This window comes from Rhodococcus sp. 06-221-2, assembly GCF_002258365.1.
GTDB classification, from domain to species: domain Bacteria; phylum Actinomycetota; class Actinomycetes; order Mycobacteriales; family Mycobacteriaceae; genus Rhodococcoides; species Rhodococcoides fascians.
In genome coordinates this window covers 299,358-315,201 of sequence record NZ_NOYJ01000033.1, presented here as the reverse complement: position 1 = coordinate 315,201, position 15,844 = coordinate 299,358, and the positions used below count along the sequence as shown (strand labels likewise).

At 63.5% G+C, this 15,844-nt stretch carries 17 protein-coding genes; 11 read left to right on the top strand and 6 right to left on the bottom strand.

The features are described 5' to 3' along the window. Positions 1 to 26: 26 nt before the first annotated feature. Complete coding sequence (nadE, locus tag CH281_RS20985) at positions 27 to 872, bottom strand: ammonia-dependent NAD(+) synthetase (protein WP_032366345.1); 846 nt, start codon at positions 870 to 872, stop codon at positions 27 to 29. Positions 873 to 938: 66 nt separating this feature from the next. Here nadE and CH281_RS20980 point away from each other — a divergent pair, with 66 nt between their 5' ends. Further along, the gene (locus CH281_RS20980; protein ID WP_256983892.1) at positions 939 to 1,721 is read left to right on the top strand and encodes a fructosamine kinase family protein; all 783 of its coding nucleotides are present in this window, start codon (positions 939 to 941) and stop codon (positions 1,719 to 1,721) included. Positions 1,722 to 1,731: 10 nt separating this feature from the next. On the opposite strand, the gene CH281_RS20975 is transcribed toward CH281_RS20980, so the two are convergent. Then, the gene (locus CH281_RS20975; RefSeq protein WP_027496598.1) at positions 1,732 to 2,331 is read right to left on the bottom strand and encodes a TetR/AcrR family transcriptional regulator; all 600 of its coding nucleotides are present in this window, start codon (positions 2,329 to 2,331) and stop codon (positions 1,732 to 1,734) included. 104 nt (positions 2,332 to 2,435) lie between these two features. On the opposite strand from CH281_RS20975, the gene CH281_RS20970 reads away from it, so the two are divergent. The 7 genes from CH281_RS20970 (at position 2,436) to nrdF (ending at position 8,690) form a co-directional block, all read left to right on the top strand. Beyond that, entirely contained in the window at positions 2,436 to 3,002 is a 567-nt protein-coding gene (locus CH281_RS20970; RefSeq protein ID WP_027496599.1) for an NAD(P)H-dependent oxidoreductase, read from the top strand. A 43-nt stretch (positions 3,003 to 3,045) separates the two neighbouring features. Next, positions 3,046 to 3,168 (top strand): type B 50S ribosomal protein L36, encoded by a 123-nt coding sequence (gene ykgO / locus CH281_RS20965; protein ID WP_027496600.1) that lies wholly within the window; start codon positions 3,046 to 3,048, stop codon positions 3,166 to 3,168. A 402-nt stretch (positions 3,169 to 3,570) separates the two neighbouring features. Further along, the gene (locus tag CH281_RS20960) at positions 3,571 to 3,804 is read left to right on the top strand and encodes a redoxin NrdH (protein WP_027496601.1); all 234 of its coding nucleotides are present in this window, start codon (positions 3,571 to 3,573) and stop codon (positions 3,802 to 3,804) included. Positions 3,805 to 3,828: 24 nt separating this feature from the next. Further along, positions 3,829 to 4,290, top strand: a complete 462-nt coding sequence (gene nrdI / locus CH281_RS20955; RefSeq protein ID WP_027496602.1) for a class Ib ribonucleoside-diphosphate reductase assembly flavoprotein NrdI — start codon at positions 3,829 to 3,831, stop codon at positions 4,288 to 4,290. A gap of 34 nt (positions 4,291 to 4,324) precedes the next feature. After that, positions 4,325 to 6,490 (top strand): class 1b ribonucleoside-diphosphate reductase subunit alpha, encoded by a 2,166-nt coding sequence (gene nrdE / locus CH281_RS20950; RefSeq protein ID WP_032370748.1) that lies wholly within the window; start codon positions 4,325 to 4,327, stop codon positions 6,488 to 6,490. Positions 6,491 to 6,581: 91 nt separating this feature from the next. Continuing rightward, positions 6,582 to 7,676, top strand: coding sequence for a type IV toxin-antitoxin system AbiEi family antitoxin domain-containing protein (locus CH281_RS20945; RefSeq protein WP_094695462.1), 1,095 nt, complete (start codon positions 6,582 to 6,584; stop codon positions 7,674 to 7,676). Between the two features lie 48 nt (positions 7,677 to 7,724). Then, complete coding sequence (nrdF, locus tag CH281_RS20940; protein ID WP_027496604.1) at positions 7,725 to 8,690, top strand: class 1b ribonucleoside-diphosphate reductase subunit beta; 966 nt, start codon at positions 7,725 to 7,727, stop codon at positions 8,688 to 8,690. Positions 8,691 to 8,714: 24 nt separating this feature from the next. On the opposite strand, the gene CH281_RS20935 is transcribed toward nrdF, so the two are convergent. The 4 genes from CH281_RS20935 to CH281_RS20920 all read right to left on the bottom strand — a co-directional run bounded on the left by CH281_RS20935 (position 8,715) and on the right by CH281_RS20920 (position 11,423). Continuing rightward, positions 8,715 to 8,912 (bottom strand): hypothetical protein, encoded by a 198-nt coding sequence (locus CH281_RS20935; protein ID WP_027496605.1) that lies wholly within the window; start codon positions 8,910 to 8,912, stop codon positions 8,715 to 8,717. Between the two features lie 3 nt (positions 8,913 to 8,915). After that, positions 8,916 to 9,833, bottom strand: a complete 918-nt coding sequence (locus tag CH281_RS20930) for an SPFH domain-containing protein (protein ID WP_027496606.1) — start codon at positions 9,831 to 9,833, stop codon at positions 8,916 to 8,918. Between the two features lie 98 nt (positions 9,834 to 9,931). Then, complete coding sequence (locus tag CH281_RS20925; RefSeq protein WP_094695461.1) at positions 9,932 to 10,405, bottom strand: NUDIX hydrolase; 474 nt, start codon at positions 10,403 to 10,405, stop codon at positions 9,932 to 9,934. A 4-nt stretch (positions 10,406 to 10,409) separates the two neighbouring features. After that, on the bottom strand, positions 10,410 to 11,423 hold the full coding sequence (locus CH281_RS20920; protein ID WP_094695460.1) for an iron-siderophore ABC transporter substrate-binding protein: 1,014 nt from the start codon (positions 11,421 to 11,423) through the stop codon (positions 10,410 to 10,412). Positions 11,424 to 11,796: 373 nt separating this feature from the next. Between CH281_RS20920 and ctaD the strand changes: the two genes are divergently transcribed. From ctaD to CH281_RS20905, 3 genes are all read left to right on the top strand, one after another. Then, complete coding sequence (gene ctaD / locus CH281_RS20915) at positions 11,797 to 13,587, top strand: aa3-type cytochrome oxidase subunit I (RefSeq protein WP_027496609.1); 1,791 nt, start codon at positions 11,797 to 11,799, stop codon at positions 13,585 to 13,587. A gap of 149 nt (positions 13,588 to 13,736) precedes the next feature. Further along, positions 13,737 to 14,963: a phosphoserine phosphatase SerB gene (serB, locus tag CH281_RS20910; RefSeq protein WP_027496610.1), complete on the top strand. Its 1,227-nt coding sequence runs from the start codon at positions 13,737 to 13,739 to the stop codon at positions 14,961 to 14,963. Beyond that, complete coding sequence (locus CH281_RS20905) at positions 14,960 to 15,769, top strand: aminoacyl-tRNA hydrolase (RefSeq protein ID WP_094695459.1); 810 nt, start codon at positions 14,960 to 14,962, stop codon at positions 15,767 to 15,769. The genes serB and CH281_RS20905 overlap by 4 nt, the downstream gene beginning before the upstream one ends. The last annotated feature ends 75 nt before the right edge of the window (positions 15,770 to 15,844 follow it).

Sequence of the window (15,844 nt, the reverse complement as noted above, 5' to 3'; positions counted from 1 at the left end):
CACCGATCGCCGCCGACGAAGGTCGGTCAGTGACCGTTCTTCCACCAATCGTCGAACGGTGTCACCGGAACGGTTCGCTTGTGCCGCGTCGCGGCGAACATCTTCTCGAGTTTGTCGGCCACTTCCTCGGTGACGTCTTTGCCTTCGAGGTAGTCGTCGATCTGCTCGTATGTGACGCCGAGTGCTTCCTCGTCGGGCAGAGCCGGTCGATCGTCTTCGAGATCCGCGGTGGGGACTTTGCGCCAGGTACTTTCGGGCGCACCGAGCTCGCGCAGCAGCGCAGCGCCTTGTCGCTTGGTCAGGCCGGTCAGTGGCGTCAGATCCACCCCGCCGTCCCCGAACTTGGTGAAGAAGCCGGTCACCGCCTCGGCTGCGTGGTCGGTGCCGACCACCACATAGCCGAGTTCGCCGGCGATCGCGTACTGGGCGACCATGCGTTGACGTGCTTTGATGTTGCCGCGCACGAAATCTCGGACCTCGCCGGTTCCCAGAGCCTCGGCGGTCGCAGCGGCTGCGGCATCGGAGGCCTCCTTGATGTTCACCGTCACCGTGCGGTCGGGATCGATGAACTTCAGTGCGATCGCCGCGTCGTCCTCGTCGGCCTGCACACCGTAGGGGAGCCGTACGGCGACGAATTCGGCCTCGTGCCCGTCGGCACGTAGTTCGGTCACCGCCCGTTGTGCGAGCTTGCCGGTGAGCGTGCTGTCCTGTCCGCCGCTGATCCCGAGTACGAAACCGGAGGCCGGGGTCGACGCGAGGTAGTCCTTGAGGAAGTCCACGCGCCTGCGGACCTCCGTCACCGGATCGATGGTCGACTGTACCGCCAGCTCACGCATGATTCCGGAGCGCAATTCCGAGTTGATGTGTCCCATCCGATCATCCTAATGACGAGTGCGGGTACGCGTTCGGGTCGAGAAGGATGCGTAGTGTCGTTCGACGTGAGCGGATCCACGGATACCTTCGTCAAGCGAGATACCCGCGCGCACCCGGACTTCTTCGAGGCCGAGGCGACGGGACTCGCGTGGCTCGGTGAGACAGGGGTGCCGGTCGTCGGTGTTCTCGATCACGGACCGACGTTCATCGAACTCGAACGGTTGACGGCCGCGCGTCCCACCGAGATCGCGGCCCGTCGATTCGGGCGCGCACTGGCCCGTATGCACGACGGCGGCGCGGCCGGATTCGGGGCTCCGCCGAATCGCCCGGACGGCACACCGTTTCCCGGGCAGTTGTTCATCGGCTCGCGGCCCATGACCAACACTGTCCACGCCAGCTGGGGTTCGTTCTACGCCGCCGAGCGAGTGCTGCCGTTTCTGCGGATCGCGGTCGACGCCGGAAACGTGACGCAGTCCGAGGCGGCGACCGTCGAGGTGGCGTGCGAGCGGGTGGCGGACGGCGAGTTCGACGACGGTGAACCGCCCAGTCGAATCCACGGAGACCTGTGGAACGGCAACGTCTTCTGGACCGATGCGGGTGTCGTGCTGATCGATCCCGCGGCACACGGCGGCCATCGCGAAACGGATCTGGCGATGGCGGCACTGTTCGGCTGTCCTCATCTGGACGCCATGGTCGACGGCTACGAGTCCGTGCACCCGCTGCGGACGGGGTGGCGCGACCGGACCGCCCTGCACCAGTTGCATCCTCTGGCCGTACATGCGGCCGGACACGGCCGTTCGTACGGAACTGCCTTGCATTCGGCGGCACTGTCGATACTCGCGACGTGACCGACAACCGCTATGGGACGCGAGTTGCTCTGCGCACCAGATCTTCCCACCCGTCGGCCAGACGATCCATCGTCATTCCGAGGTCTCGGTACTGGTGCAGCACCAACGTGGCTTCCAGGGGGGTGAGCAGCCAATAGGTGAGAAGTTCCAGGTCTCCCTCCACGCCGGCTGCACGGAGCAAAGACAGAACGTGTGTGAAATTGACCATGTGCGCCGGAGCCGAATACCGAGCGTCGGCCGAGCTTTCCGCGGCCCGCAGCACCTCACCCTGAACCCTGACGAACTCCAGCCGTGCCCGACCGAACGCGACGAGGCGGTCGATGGGATCGGCACCGGGCCCGAGCGGCGGTTCGCCGAACATGAACGAGCTCTGCAACATCTTCTCGGTGTGATCCAACAGGGCTCGCATCAACCCGGCGCGGTTGCCGAAGCGCCGGAACACGGTGCCTTTGCCGACGCCGGCCCTCGTTGCCACGGCCTCCATGGTGACGGCGTCGGCACCGAGGGTCGCCACCAGCTCCGTCGCGGCGTCGAGGAGCAGCCGGCGGTTGCGGGCAGCGTCACAGCGTTCGGAGTCTTCGCCTACTACGGGCAGCATCGGACCGGTCACCTGTTCAGGGTACCTCGCTGAGGAATACAAGTGGACCGCGGTCCGTTTGGATGGTATGAATTGACACGACGATCACGTCATCCGAACTTTCGAAGGAAGATTTCATGTCAGACGCACACGTACTCGTTCTCGTCGGAAGCCTGCGCGCCGAATCGGTGAACAAGCAGATTGCCGAGACTGCAGTCACCGTCGCACCGGCCGATGCCGAGATCGTGGTCTACGACGGGCTGGGCGACGTTCCCTTCTACAACGAGGACATCGACGTCGATGGCTCCGTGCCTGCGGCCGCCCTCGCTCTGCGCGCCGCTGCCGAGAAGGCTTCTGCGCTGCTGTTGGTCACGCCCGAATACAACGGCACCATTCCGGCCGTGCTGAAGAACGCCATCGACTGGCTCTCACGTCCCTACGGTGCCGGTGCCATGGTGGGCAAGCCGGTCGTGGTCATCAGCGCATCGCCGAGCGGCAACGGGGCCAAGTGGGCCCACGAGGACACGAGCAAGGCCGTCCGCATCGCCGGCGGATCCGTACTCGAGGACGTCCAGCTCTCCATCGGCGGCACCATCGACAAGTTCGGGGCCGCCCACCCGCGTGAGAACGCCGAGGTGTCCGGTGAGATCGGCCATGTCGTGGCCGAGTTGGTCAAGGCGTCGAAGGAACTCATCAGCGCGTGACCGCTTGATAGTATCGGGAATCGTTTTCATGTAGCCTGGTCTCATGAAGGTGAGAAATTCTCTGAAATCGCTCAAGAACAAGCCCGGCGCCCAGGTGGTTCGCCGCCATGGGGTCGTGTTCGTGATCAACAAGAAGGAGCCGCGGTTCAAGGCGCGTCAACGCTGACACTCGCGTGATCCACGTGACGGCCCCTCGGAGCAATTCCGAGGGGCCGTCGTCGTGCGCGGGTGTCTTCGGTGATCGTCACTGTCGGGGCGACGGTCGGTAGTGACGAAAGACACCTCGTTTTGTGACGTCCGACACGCCGATGTGGGGTGGACGAGCGTCGGTCGCACGGCCGTGACCAGCGAATACCACGCATGTTGTTCGCAACATCTCGTGTTCTAGGCAGATGGGGGACACTAGGTGTAGTGTTTGACCCGCCGAGAGACCACAACTCGAAGAGCCCGAACGACGTGGGTTCGAGCAGGTCGCAGTCGCCCTGAGCGGGAGATGTTCTCGGTGCCACACGCAGAGCACATCGTCGCCATCGGTGCACCCGACGGCGACAACGGAAAGAGGGACACCATGAGCATCACCGTTTACACCAAGCCCGCCTGCGTCCAGTGCAATGCCACCTACCGCGCCCTCGACAAAGCGGGTATCGAGTACTCCGTCATCGACATCTCGCAGGACCCCGAGGCACGTGACTACGTCATGGCGCTCGGTTACCTGCAGGCCCCCGTCGTAGTCGCCGGTGACGACCACTGGTCCGGTTTCCGCCCGGATCGCATCAAGACCCTCGCGACGAACGCTGCTTGAACAGATCGAGAAAGTGAGTGAGCGGTGAGTTCACAACAGCAGTCCTCGAACTCACTCGTCTACTTCTCCAGCGCGTCGGAGAACACGCACCGTTTCGTATCGAAGTTGGATATCCCCGCGACGCGCATTCCCTTACGAGATCCGGACGGCACGTTTCGCGTCGACTCTCCCTACGTCCTGATCGTGCCGACGTACGGCGGAGGAACGACGTACGCCGGCCGCGACACCAACTACGTCCCCAAGCGTGTGATCAAGTTTCTCAACGACAAGCACAATCGATCGTTGATCAGAGCCGTCATCGCTGCCGGAAACACCAATTTCGGTGACTCCTTCTGCTTTGCCGGAGACGTCATCTCGCAGAAATGCGCGGTTCCGTATCTCTACCGCTTCGAATTGATGGGCACCCCCGAGGACGTAGTGCGAGTCCGCGAGGGACTCGAAGACTTCTGGGAACGGGAAGTCCGTCGCGCTGCCCACACGCACTGAGCATCAACCACCACAGACCAGTAGGAGCACCGCCGTGGCACCGACCATCACCGACGCAGCACCCGCACCCGCGACCGTTCGCAGCGACGGTGACATGGACTATCACGCGCTCAACGCGATGCTCAATCTCTACGGGCCCAACGGTGAGATCCAGTTCGAGAAGGACCGCGAAGCTGCCAATCAGTACTTCCTGCAGCACGTCAACCAGAACACCGTGTTCTTCCACGACCTGGACGAGAAGCTGGACTACCTGGTCGAGGAGAACTACTACGAGCCCGAGGTTCTGGACCAGTACTCACGTGAGTTCGTGAAGTTCCTGATCAACCACGCGTACTCGAAGAAGTTTCGATTCCCGACCTTCCTCGGTGCGTTCAAGTACTACACCTCCTACACGCTCAAGACGTTCGACGGTAAGCGCTACCTCGAACGCTTCGAGGACCGTGTGTGCATGGTGGCATTGACGCTGGCGGCCGGTGACGAAGCCCTGGCCACCGATCTCGTGGACGAGATCATCGCCGGCCGATTCCAGCCCGCGACGCCCACCTTCCTCAACTCGGGCAAGAAGCAGCGCGGCGAGCCCGTCTCGTGCTTCCTGCTCCGCATCGAAGACAACATGGAGTCCATCGGACGATCCATCAACTCCGCGTTGCAGCTGTCCAAGCGCGGCGGCGGAGTTGCATTGCTGCTGAGCAACATTCGCGAAGCAGGTGCGCCGATCAAGCGGATCGAGAACCAGTCGTCCGGTGTCATCCCGATCATGAAGCTGCTCGAGGATTCGTTCTCGTACGCCAACCAGCTCGGGGCACGCCAGGGCGCGGGCGCGGTGTACCTGCACGCGCACCACCCCGACGTGTACAAGTTCCTCGACACCAAGCGTGAGAACGCCGACGAAAAGATCCGCATCAAGACGCTGTCCCTCGGCATCGTCATCCCGGACATCACGTTCGAGCTGGCGAAGAAGAACGAGGACATGTACCTGTTCTCGCCGTACGACGTCGAGCGCATCTACGGAGTGCCGTTCGCCGACATCAATGTCTCGGAGAAGTACTACGAGATGGTCGACGACAAGAGGATTCGCAAGACCAAGATCAAGTCGCGTGAATTCTTCCAGACTCTCGCCGAGCTGCAGTTCGAGTCCGGCTACCCGTACATCATGTACGAGGACACCGTCAATCGTGCGAACCCGGTGAAGGGCAAGATCACTCACTCCAACCTGTGCTCGGAGATTCTCCAGGTCTCGACGCCGTCGACGTTCAACGACGACCTCTCGTACAGCCATGTGGGCAAGGACATCTCGTGCAACCTGGGCTCGCTGAACATTGCCAAGACGATGGATTCGCCCGATTTCGGTAAGACCATCGCGGTGGCGATCCGTGGTCTGACTGCGGTGTCGGATCAGACCCACATCTTCTCGGTACCGTCGATCGAGCAGGGCAACAACGACTCTCACGCGATCGGCCTGGGTCAGATGAACCTGCACGGCTACCTCGCCCGCGAGCGCATTCACTACGGCTCGACCGAGGGAATCGACTTCACCAACATCTACTTCTACACGGTGTTGTTCCACGCCATCCAGGCGTCGAATCAGCTGGCCAAGGCTCGCGGCCAGTACTTCAAGGGTTTCCCGGATTCCAAGTACGCGTCGGGAGAGTTCTTCGACAAGTACACCGACCAGGTGTGGGAGCCTGCGACACCGAAGGTCGCGAAGTTGTTCGCCGACTCCGACGTCGCCATCCCGACCCAGGCCGACTGGGCCGCACTGAAGGCGTCGGTGCAGGAGTACGGAATCTACAACCAGAACCTGCAGGCCGTTCCGCCGACCGGCTCGATCTCGTACATCAACAACTCCACCTCGTCGATTCACCCGGTGGCGTCGAAGATCGAGATCCGCAAGGAAGGCAAGATCGGCCGCGTCTACTACCCGGCACCGTACCTCGACAACGACAACCTGGATTACTACCAGGACGCGTACGAGATCGGCTACGAGAAGATCATCGACACCTACGCTGCCGCAACGCAACACGTCGATCAGGGCCTGTCGTTGACGCTGTTCTTCAAGGACACCGCCACCACCCGAGACATCAACCGCGCGCAGATCTACGCATGGCGCAAGGGCATCAAGACGCTGTACTACATCCGTCTGCGTCAGATGGCCCTCGAGGGCACCGAGGTCGAGGGCTGCGTTTCCTGCATGCTGTAGGGCTTCGCCGTCGTGCGCGTTTTGCGTACCTGGAGGGGCGCAAAACGCGCACGACGGAAGTTGTCGTACCCACTGGGCAGGATGGCCGGCCATGGAACATGGTCGGGGGGACGGTCGAGAACTTCAGGTTCTGATCGACACGCAGTGGGGGCTGTTCACGCAGTCGCAGGTCACGAAGTTGGGGTACAGCCGAAATCGAGTCCGCAAGCTAGTGGAGAGTGGCGCGTGGATAGTTGTTCTGCGCGGCGTCTACTCGATCTTCACCGGGCCGTTGACTCGGGATCGGATCCTGATGGCAGCGCTTCTGTACGGAGGTGGGCACGCAATGCTGAGCCACCGCTCCGCAGCCGAAGAATGGGGATTGCGACGGCCCGATCCCGATTCGGCCGTCCACGTCACCGTGCCGTACGGAAAGTCCGCATGCAATCAGCGCCCGACGCTGCGCTCGGTCCCCAGGGTCGGAACGAGGCTGGTGGCGGGCATCGGACTATCGCTGCATCCCGGAGTGGTGGTGCACCGATCTCGTGCGCACCGGCACATCGGCGTACCAGGGGATATGCCGCGAACGACGCTGGTGGACACTGCACTCGATCTGGCGGTGTCGGAACCTACGCCGAGGCAGGCTTTCCACAGCTTGGTGTCGTCGGTGACTCAGCGGCGAATTCGATTGACGGACGTTCGGAAGCAGATCGCTGTCCGCAGGCCGTACCGGTATCTCACAGCGCTGACCGAAGCCGTCGACTTGCTCGCGAACGGCGTTCAGTCTGTTCTCGAACTCGAATATGCGACCAACGTCGAAGAGGCTCACGGGCTCCCTGCTGCCGAACGGCAGAGCGAGATAAAGGTCGACGGGCGGACACTCTACGAGGACGTCGTGAACCGAGTTGGATCTCGTACGCTGACCGTGCGCCTGGACGGTCGTCGGTTCCATTCGATGCAAGAGGTCGCATTCCGCGATCGGCGACGTGACAATGCTTCGGAACTCGCCGGGCGTGCGCGACTCGTTTTCGGGTACGAGGAGGTCAGCAGCGATCCGTGCGGCGTCGCAGGAGACGTGGCGCAGGTTCTTCGACGTGAGGGCTGGGAGGGCGAACTCACGTCGTGCGCGTTGTGCGCCCCTCCAGGTACGCAAAACGCGCACGACACAGATCTTGTGTTAGCTATTGATGTCGGACACAACGGGTAGTGTTCAAGCAAGCCAATATTCGGCAGATTCTCTCGGTAGATAGGACACATGGTGAAGCTGATCGATCGCGTTTCCGCAATCAACTGGAATCGGGTCCAGGACGACAAGGACTCCGAAGTCTGGGAGCGTCTCACCAGTAATTTCTGGCTGCCCGAGAAGGTGCCGGTGTCCAATGACATCCCGTCGTGGGCCACTCTGACCGCCGTCGAGAAGCAGCTGACGATGCGCGTGTTCACTGGACTGACCCTGCTGGACACGATTCAGGGGACGGTCGGTGCCGTCAGCCTCATTCCCGACGCCATCACTCCGCACGAGGAGGCGGTGTACACCAACATCGCGTTCATGGAGTCGGTGCACGCGAAGAGCTACAGCTCCATCTTCTCCACCCTCAGCTCCACCCGCGACATCGACGATGCGTTCCGCTGGTCCGAGGAGAACGTCAACCTTCAGCGCAAGGCCGAGATCGTGCTGAACTTCTACCACGGTGACGACCCGCTCAAGCGCAAGGTGGCGTCGACTCTGCTCGAGTCGTTCCTCTTCTACTCCGGCTTCTACCTGCCGATGTACTGGTCCTCACGGGCCAAGCTGACCAACACGGCGGACCTGATCAGGCTGATCATTCGCGACGAGGCCGTCCACGGGTACTACATCGGATACAAGTACCAGAAGGGTCTCGAGAAGGTCAGCGAGGAGCGGCGCGAGGAACTCAAGAACTACACGTTCGAGTTGCTGTTCGAGTTGTACGACAACGAGGTCGAGTACACCCAGGATCTGTACGACGAGATCGGTCTGACCGAGGACGTCAAGAAGTTCCTGCGCTACAACGCCAACAAGGCACTGAACAACCTCGGCTACGAGGGTCTGTTCCCCAAGGACGAGACGGATGTGAATCCGGCAATTCTGTCGGCACTGTCACCCAACGCCGACGAGAACCACGACTTCTTCTCCGGCTCGGGATCCTCGTACGTCATCGGAAAGGCCGTCAACACCGAAGACGAGGACTGGGACTTCTAGAAACCCATCCTCGCGCCGGGCCGCTCACTCCTTCGGTGGGCGGCCCGGCGCGCGAATGTCTTTGGCCTCCTTCGGCATTCGGCCCTGCTCGCTCAGTGCTCGACGCAGTAGGAACTCGATCTGAGCGTTGGTGCTTCGGAGCTCGTCGGAGGCCCAGCGGGCAAGAGCGTCGTGCACCGCTGGGTCCAGCCGAAGCAGAATTTTCTTACGCTCGACGGCCATGGCTCACTGGTACAGCGATCCGGTGTTGACGACGGGCTGGGTATCGCGATCGCTGCACAACACGACGAGCAGATTCGACACCATGGCCGCTTTCCGCTCCTCGTCGAGTTCCACGACGTGTTTCTCCTCGAGCTTCGAGAGTGCCATCTCCACCATTCCCACCGCACCTTCGACGATCTGCTGACGCGCTGCGATGACAGCTCCGGCCTGCTGGCGTCGCAGCATGGCCTGCGCGATCTCCGGAGCATAGGCAAGACGGTTGATGCGGGTCTCGATCACCTCGACGCCGGCCGATCGCACCCGCGCGTGTACTTCCTCCGACATGGCGGCGGTGATCTCGTCGGCGTTCTCGCGCAACGACATTCGTCCTTCGGCGTCGTACGGGTAGCTACCGGCGATATGACGGACGGCCGATTCGGTCTGGACGGCGACGAACTCCTCGTAATCGTCGACCTGGAAGGACGCCAGGGCGGTATCGGCAACCTGCCAGACGACGATGGCAGAGATCTCGATCGGATTGCCGTCGGCGTCGTTGACCTTCGATTGGCCGGTCTCGTGGTTGCGAATTCGCGTCGAGATGGCCCTGCGGTACGTCAACGGATTGGTCCAGCGCAGCCCCGGTGTACGCAGCGTCCCGCTGTACGAACTGCCGAGTAGCTGCAGAACGCGAGCTTGATTCGGTTGCACCAGAGTCAATCCCATGAGTGCCGGCAGCGAGAGCACGAACAGGACGACTCCGACGACCGTGAGCCCCACCACGGAGAAGACCAGTCCGAGAGCGAACGCGGCGATTCCGCCGAGAAACAGCGCGAGACCGACGCCGAGCATCGACCAGCCCGGCAGATCCCAGCCGGTGCGCTCGGCGATGGTCGTGGTCGGTGTACCCGTCGGCTTCTCGGCGACGGTAGCGGGTGCGGACATGAGAACCTCCCTCTCGATGTTGATAGTAAAGTGATATCACATTACGAATCGAAACAGGGACGGTTCGGTGGAGCTGTGTACTCGGTGCGGCAGGGGAGTCAGCGTCGAAACCATGCCGACGGGTCGTCGGCGATGGCTTTCTCGATTCGCAATCGCGAAGTGGCCGTGAGGTTTTCGGGTAGGCCATCGAGTTCGAACCAGGCCACGTCGAGGTTCTCGTCGTCGGCGACATGAGGAGTGCCGCCGGTGTGGCGAGCGAGGAACGTGATGTCCAGATATTGCGCGACGTCGCCGTTGGGGTAGGTGATGGGCTCTGTCACGTCGACGCTCGTCAGGCGCACGATCGTGGCGTCCACACCGGTCTCCTCACCGATCTCACGCAGCGCGGCGGGTGCAGGTTCCTCGCCGGGCTCGAGGATTCCGGAGACCACGGCCCAGGTGTTGTTGTCTGCCCGCAGAGTCAGCAGCACGCGCCGATCGTCGTCGAGAACGACAGCACTGACACCGGACAACCAGAGCGGTGACGTACCGACGACGCTGCGCAGCGCCTGAACGAAGTCCGGGATAGGCATCGCGTCAGGACACGTAGGCGTTCAGAGAAGCGGACAGGTCGGCCAGAACGGCCCGCGCCGCGACGACCCCGCTGCCCGACCAGACCGTGTCGTTCACCACGAACACCCGCCCGTCGGTGACCGAGCCGAGAGCGTGCCACGCGTCGCCGTCCATCACCTCACGGCCGAAGGTCTCGCCGTCCGGGCCCGCGAATCGCGCGTAGACGATGTCTCCCTCGACGGGCTCCAGGTTCCCGGACTCGACCGAGAAACCACCGTCACGCTGATTCTGTGGCCGCCCCACGCCGACCTCGGCAAGCACCTGGCCCGCGAACGAGTCCAGACCGTCGACCTCGATGGAGTCGGCATCGAATCGGACGACCGACGCCTGCGTCTGGGTCGCGTCGATCTCGCGTCCGACGCGTTCGGCATCCGCGGAGAACGACGCGAGCTGGTCGAATCCTGCCTGGCCTCGACCCAAGGCGGCTGCGGACTGCAGAAAAGTGTCTTTCCATCCTTGTCCGGTCGCGGTGAACACGGTCGGCGCGATGGCAGTCAGCGAATCGTAGGTATCGGATCCGAGAGAATCGGCCCCCAGGATCAGGTCCGGGTCGAGGGCGGCGATCGCATCGAGGTCGGGGGCACCGACCGGGCCGACCGACGGAACCGACGCCAGGCCGGTACCCAGGTACAGCGGTTGGTCTCCGTCTCCCCGGAAGTCGGGGTCGAGCGTGGCAGCGCCGACGACGCGTTCCCAGATCCCGACCGCGCAGCTGGCGTCGAGGCCTGCAGCGTCGAGGACGACGATGCGCTGTGGATCGGCCGGGATGGCACTGATTCCCTCGGCGTGCCCGACGGGGCGCGTATCGCCCTCGACTCCCGTCGGGTCGAGTGGGGCAAGTGCGGGACACAGTCCGACGGTGTCCCGGTTGTTACCGACCACCCCCGCTCCGGCAATGTTCGTCGTACTGCGAACGATGGTGGATGCGTCGTCCTCGGTCGCGGAGTCGGAGCATCCGGTCAACGCCACGGCTGCCATCAGACAGACAGCGGCCGCCGTGCCCGTGGTGTGTGGCGCGAACCGGCGGGGGAGTCGTGGTCGAAGTGGCAACGCGGAACTTCTTTCTGCGGGTCGGGTGGTCTCACACAGTAACGGAAATCGCCTCGCGCAGAGCACTGCCGCGGACCCTTCCCGGCCATCTGTTCGGGAGGTGTTCCAGGGTGTGTCGGAGGGCTCGTAAAGGCCGACGGCGCAGGCAGATCGCCCCCCGAACCATGGTTCGATCGAATCCAATACGACACACGGTAGGACCGGTTCGGCAAGCGTCGGTCCGACGGTCTACGATTCGAGTAGCGCACGACTAGTGACGTCGCCTCGTGATTCGGGGTCGGACGCGCAATCAGGAGGATCTGTGACTGCCCTAGCGCCTAGGCCCGCTCCCGCGGTGGATGCTGCTCGGCCTTTCCCGCCGCGGATGGGACCGAAGGGTTCGTTCATCCACAAGGCGGTGACCACAACCGATCCCAAGGTTCTCGGGATCATGTACATCGCGACGTCGTTCGCCTTCTTCCTCGTCGGTGGACTGATGGCGCTGTTGATGCGCGCCGAGTTGGCCGTGCCGGGGATGCAGTTCCTGTCCAACGAGCAGTACAACCAGCTGTTCACGATGCACGGCACCATCATGTTGCTGCTGTACGCAACGCCGATCGTGTTCGGCTTCGCCAACTACATTCTTCCGCTGCAGATCGGTGCGCCGGACGTGGCGTTCCCGCGTCTCAACGCGTTCTCCTACTGGCTGTACCTGTTCGGTGCGCTGATCACCACGGCCGGCTTCATCACCCCGGGTGGCGCGGCCGACTTCGGATGGACGGCGTACACGCCGCTCACCTCTGCTCTGCACTCGCCCGGTGTCGGTGCCGACCTGTGGATCATGGGCCTCGCCGTCGCCGGTCTGGGAACCATCCTCGGTGGCGTCAACATGATCACCACCGTGATCTGCCTTCGCGCTCCCGGTATGACGATGTTCCGGATGCCCATCTTCACCTGGAACATCCTGGTCACGTCGATTCTGATCCTGCTGGCGTTCCCGCTGCTGACCGCCGCACTGCTCGGCCTTGCCGCCGACCGCCACCTGGGCGCGCATCTCTTCGACCCGGCAACGGGCGGAGTGCTGCTGTGGCAGCACCTGTTCTGGTTCTTCGGGCACCCCGAGGTCTACATCATCGCGTTGCCGTTCTTCGGAATCGTGTCCGAGGTGTTCCCGGTGTTCTCCCGCAAGCCGATCTTCGGTTACTCGGGTCTGATCTACGCGACGATCGCCATCGCTGCACTGTCGATCGCCGTGTGGGCCCACCACATGTACGCCACCGGCGCGGTACTGCTGCCGTTCTTCTCGTTCATGACATTCCTCATCGCTGTTCCGACCGGTGTGAAGATCTTCAACTGGGTCGGCACGATGTGGCGCGGACAGGTCACGCTCGAAACGCCCATGCTGTTCTCGATCGGCTTCCTGATCACGTTCGTGTTCGGCGGGCTGACCGGTGTGCTGTTGGCTTCGCCTCCCATCGACTTCCAGGTCACCGACACGTACTTCGTCGTCGCCCACTTCCACTACGTGGTGTTCGGCACCGTGGTGTTCGCGACCTACGCAGGAATCTACTTCTGGTTCCCGAAGATGACGGGCCGGATGATGGACGAGGCTCTGGGCAAGTGGCACTTCTGGCTGACGTTCTTCGGATTCCACGCCACGTTCCTGGTGCAGCACTGGCTCGGTAACGAAGGCATGCCGCGTCGCTACGCCGACTACCTGCCGTCCGACGGCTTCACCGAACTGAACATCATCTCGACCATCGGTGCGTTCATCCTCGGTGCCTCGACGCTGCCGTTCGTCTGGAACGTGTTCAAGTCGTACCGATACGGTGAGGTCGTCACAGTCGACGATCCGTGGGGTTACGGAAACTCGCTGGAGTGGGCCACCTCGTGCCCGCCCCCGAGGCACAACTTCACCGAGCTGCCCCGGATTCGTTCCGAGCGTCCGGCGTTCGAGCTGCACTACCCGCACATGGTCGAGCGGATGCGGTCCGAGGCGCACGTCGGTCCTGGTGCTCATGGTGGCAAGACCACCGCGGTACTCGAACAGGCCCGCCGGGCTCCGATCGCGACCAGCGATCACGAAGGTTCGGGCGACCCGGATCCCCGGTAGTCCACAGCACAGCGAGAGCCCCTCCCGGCTACCGGGCGGGGCTCTTCGCTTGCGACAATCTTCCCTGCGCGTCCGGCCCGTTCGGCGGCAGTCGCGGGACACGAGCAGGGCACACCAGTAATGGGGGGACAGTGCGAAAGGGAGATTCGGTGAGATCGAGCGACACTGCGGTGTTGGTAACGGTGACGGGACCCGACAAACCAGGTGTCACATCGGTGCTGTTCGCGGCCCTGTCGCGGCACGACGTCAGCCTGCTCGACGTGGAGCAGGTGGTCATCCGCAACAGGCTGACCCTCGGTGTGTTGCTGACCTGTCCACGCGATCCCGAGGCGCTCCAGGAAGAACTCGAAGACGCGATGGCCACCGTGGGCGTCCATGTCGATGTCGAGATCGACGCGGCACAGAACGGTGGACGCACGCTGGCCACGCATGTCGTCGTCGTGCTCGGCCGTCCGGTCACCGCGCGAGCATTCAGCACCATCTCGAGAGAATTGGCCCGGCAGGGGACCAACATCGATTCCATCCGTGGGATCGCGGACTACCCGGTGACGGGCCTCGAACTTCAGGTCACCGCCACCGACACCTCGCCTGAGGCAGACCTCCAGCTACGCACCGGCCTCGCCGCGATCGCAGCGGGAATCGGCGTCGACATCGCAGTGGAACGAGCCGGCATCGCACGGAGGTCGAAACGACTCATCGTGTTCGACGTGGACTCGACGTTGGTCCAGGGCGAGGTCATCGAGATGCTTGCCGCCCGGGCCGGGCGCGAAGACGAGGTACGTGCCGTCACCGAGGCGGCGATGCGCGGGGAGATCGACTTCGCGGAGTCGTTGGAACAGCGTGTCGCCGCGCTGGCAGGCCTCGACGCATCCGTCATCGACGACGTCGCCGACAGCTTGGAGCTGACGGCAGGGGCTCGAACGACCATCCGGACGCTTCGGCGTCTCGGTTTCGCCTGCGGTGTCGTATCGGGTGGGTTCCGCCAGGTGATCGAGGGATTGGCTCACGAACTCGAACTCGACTATGTGAAGGCCAACACACTCGAGATCGTCGACGGGAAGTTGACCGGTCGCGTCATCGGCGACGTCGTCGACCGTGCTGCGAAGGCGACCGCACTGCGGGAGTTCGCCGCCCAAGCCGGAGTGCCGATGGAGCAGACGGTCGCGGTCGGCGACGGTGCCAACGACATCGACATGCTCACCGCGGCCGGGCTCGGCGTTGCGTTCAACGCCAAGCCCGCGCTACGCGAGATCGCCGATACTGCGATCTCGCACCCGTACTTGGACGCCGTCCTGTTCATTCTCGGGGTCACCCGAAACGAGATCGAAGCCGCGGATGCCGTCGACGGGGGAGTCCGCCGCGTCCCGATCCCATGACCGACGCCCCCGCCGTCGGCGACTCCGTCGATCGGGACCGTGCCGGGTCGACGTCCGACACGGCTGAACCCGAGCAGTTCTCGGACGCCAACACGTTCGCCTCGCGTCACGCCGAATTGGCCCGCGGCTACGGCGGTGCCGAGGATCCCGAGGACCCGTCGGAGGTTCTGGCGATGCCCATGGTGCTGCACATACCCAAGGCCGATCCGCCGGTGCGCAACGACCTACTCGAAGCCGCCGCCCGCGCCGTCGTGGCGCTGTGCCTCGACCCGCGGGTCGGTGTCGACGCCTCGTGGCACGAGCCTTTCGTCGTGTGGACCTCGGCGCGGATCAGGAAGGTGGCCCGCCGTGCCCGCGGCGCACAATGGACTGCGGCGCAGGAAGTTCCGGGTGTCACGGTCGAGGTCGGGAACGCTTCGGCCCGTGCTTTCGTGCCGGGTCGCGTCGGCGATCTGGATCCGCGCATCAAGCGTCTTCAGATCGGCGGCACCGACGTACCGGCCGAAGAAGAGTCACCGCCGAGCGCCGGTCCGGTGCTGTGGATCGACGCGTCCCTGTCGATGACGGTGGGCAAGGCCGCGGCGCAGGTGGGTCATGCGTCGATGTTGCTGGCCGGCGCGATGAGCCTCGACGACTGTCGAGCCTGGGCCGATTCCGGTTTCGCCTGTTCGGTTCGATCGGCGGATCCGGAGCAGTGGACGCTCGCGCTGGACGAGGTCCGCGCGGGTCGCGCCGTCGCAGTCCGAGATGCTGGTTTCACCGAAGTGGCTCCCGGTTCGACGACCGTGATCGCTGTCCGGACGTAACGCAGCATCGGCCGGGGGTCCACTGTCGCGCAACTGGCTATCGAACGAGGTATCCAGTGGCCGGACACTGACACC

Excerpts from the sequence above, each read along its gene's own strand:
- CH281_RS20935 (WP_027496605.1), bottom strand. The coding sequence starts at position 8,912 with ATGGCCGTCGAGCGTAAGAAAATTCTGCTTCGGCTGGACCCAGCGGTG.
- nrdF (WP_027496604.1), top strand. The coding sequence starts at position 7,725 with ATGGTGAAGCTGATCGATCGCGTTTCCGCAATCAACTGGAATCGGGTC.
- CH281_RS20925 (WP_094695461.1), bottom strand. The coding sequence starts at position 10,405 with ATGCCTATCCCGGACTTCGTTCAGGCGCTGCGCAGCGTCGTCGGTACG.
- CH281_RS20920 (WP_094695460.1), bottom strand. The coding sequence starts at position 11,423 with ATGGCAGCCGTGGCGTTGACCGGATGCTCCGACTCCGCGACCGAGGAC.
- CH281_RS20960 (WP_027496601.1), top strand. The coding sequence starts at position 3,571 with ATGAGCATCACCGTTTACACCAAGCCCGCCTGCGTCCAGTGCAATGCC.
- CH281_RS20905 (WP_094695459.1), top strand. The coding sequence starts at position 14,960 with ATGACCGACGCCCCCGCCGTCGGCGACTCCGTCGATCGGGACCGTGCC.
- CH281_RS20930 (WP_027496606.1), bottom strand. The coding sequence starts at position 9,833 with ATGTCCGCACCCGCTACCGTCGCCGAGAAGCCGACGGGTACACCGACC.
- CH281_RS20945 (WP_094695462.1), top strand. The coding sequence starts at position 6,582 with ATGGAACATGGTCGGGGGGACGGTCGAGAACTTCAGGTTCTGATCGAC.
- CH281_RS20970 (WP_027496599.1), top strand. The coding sequence starts at position 2,436 with ATGTCAGACGCACACGTACTCGTTCTCGTCGGAAGCCTGCGCGCCGAA.
- nadE (WP_032366345.1), bottom strand. The coding sequence starts at position 872 with ATGGGACACATCAACTCGGAATTGCGCTCCGGAATCATGCGTGAGCTG.
- ykgO (WP_027496600.1), top strand. The coding sequence starts at position 3,046 with ATGAAGGTGAGAAATTCTCTGAAATCGCTCAAGAACAAGCCCGGCGCC.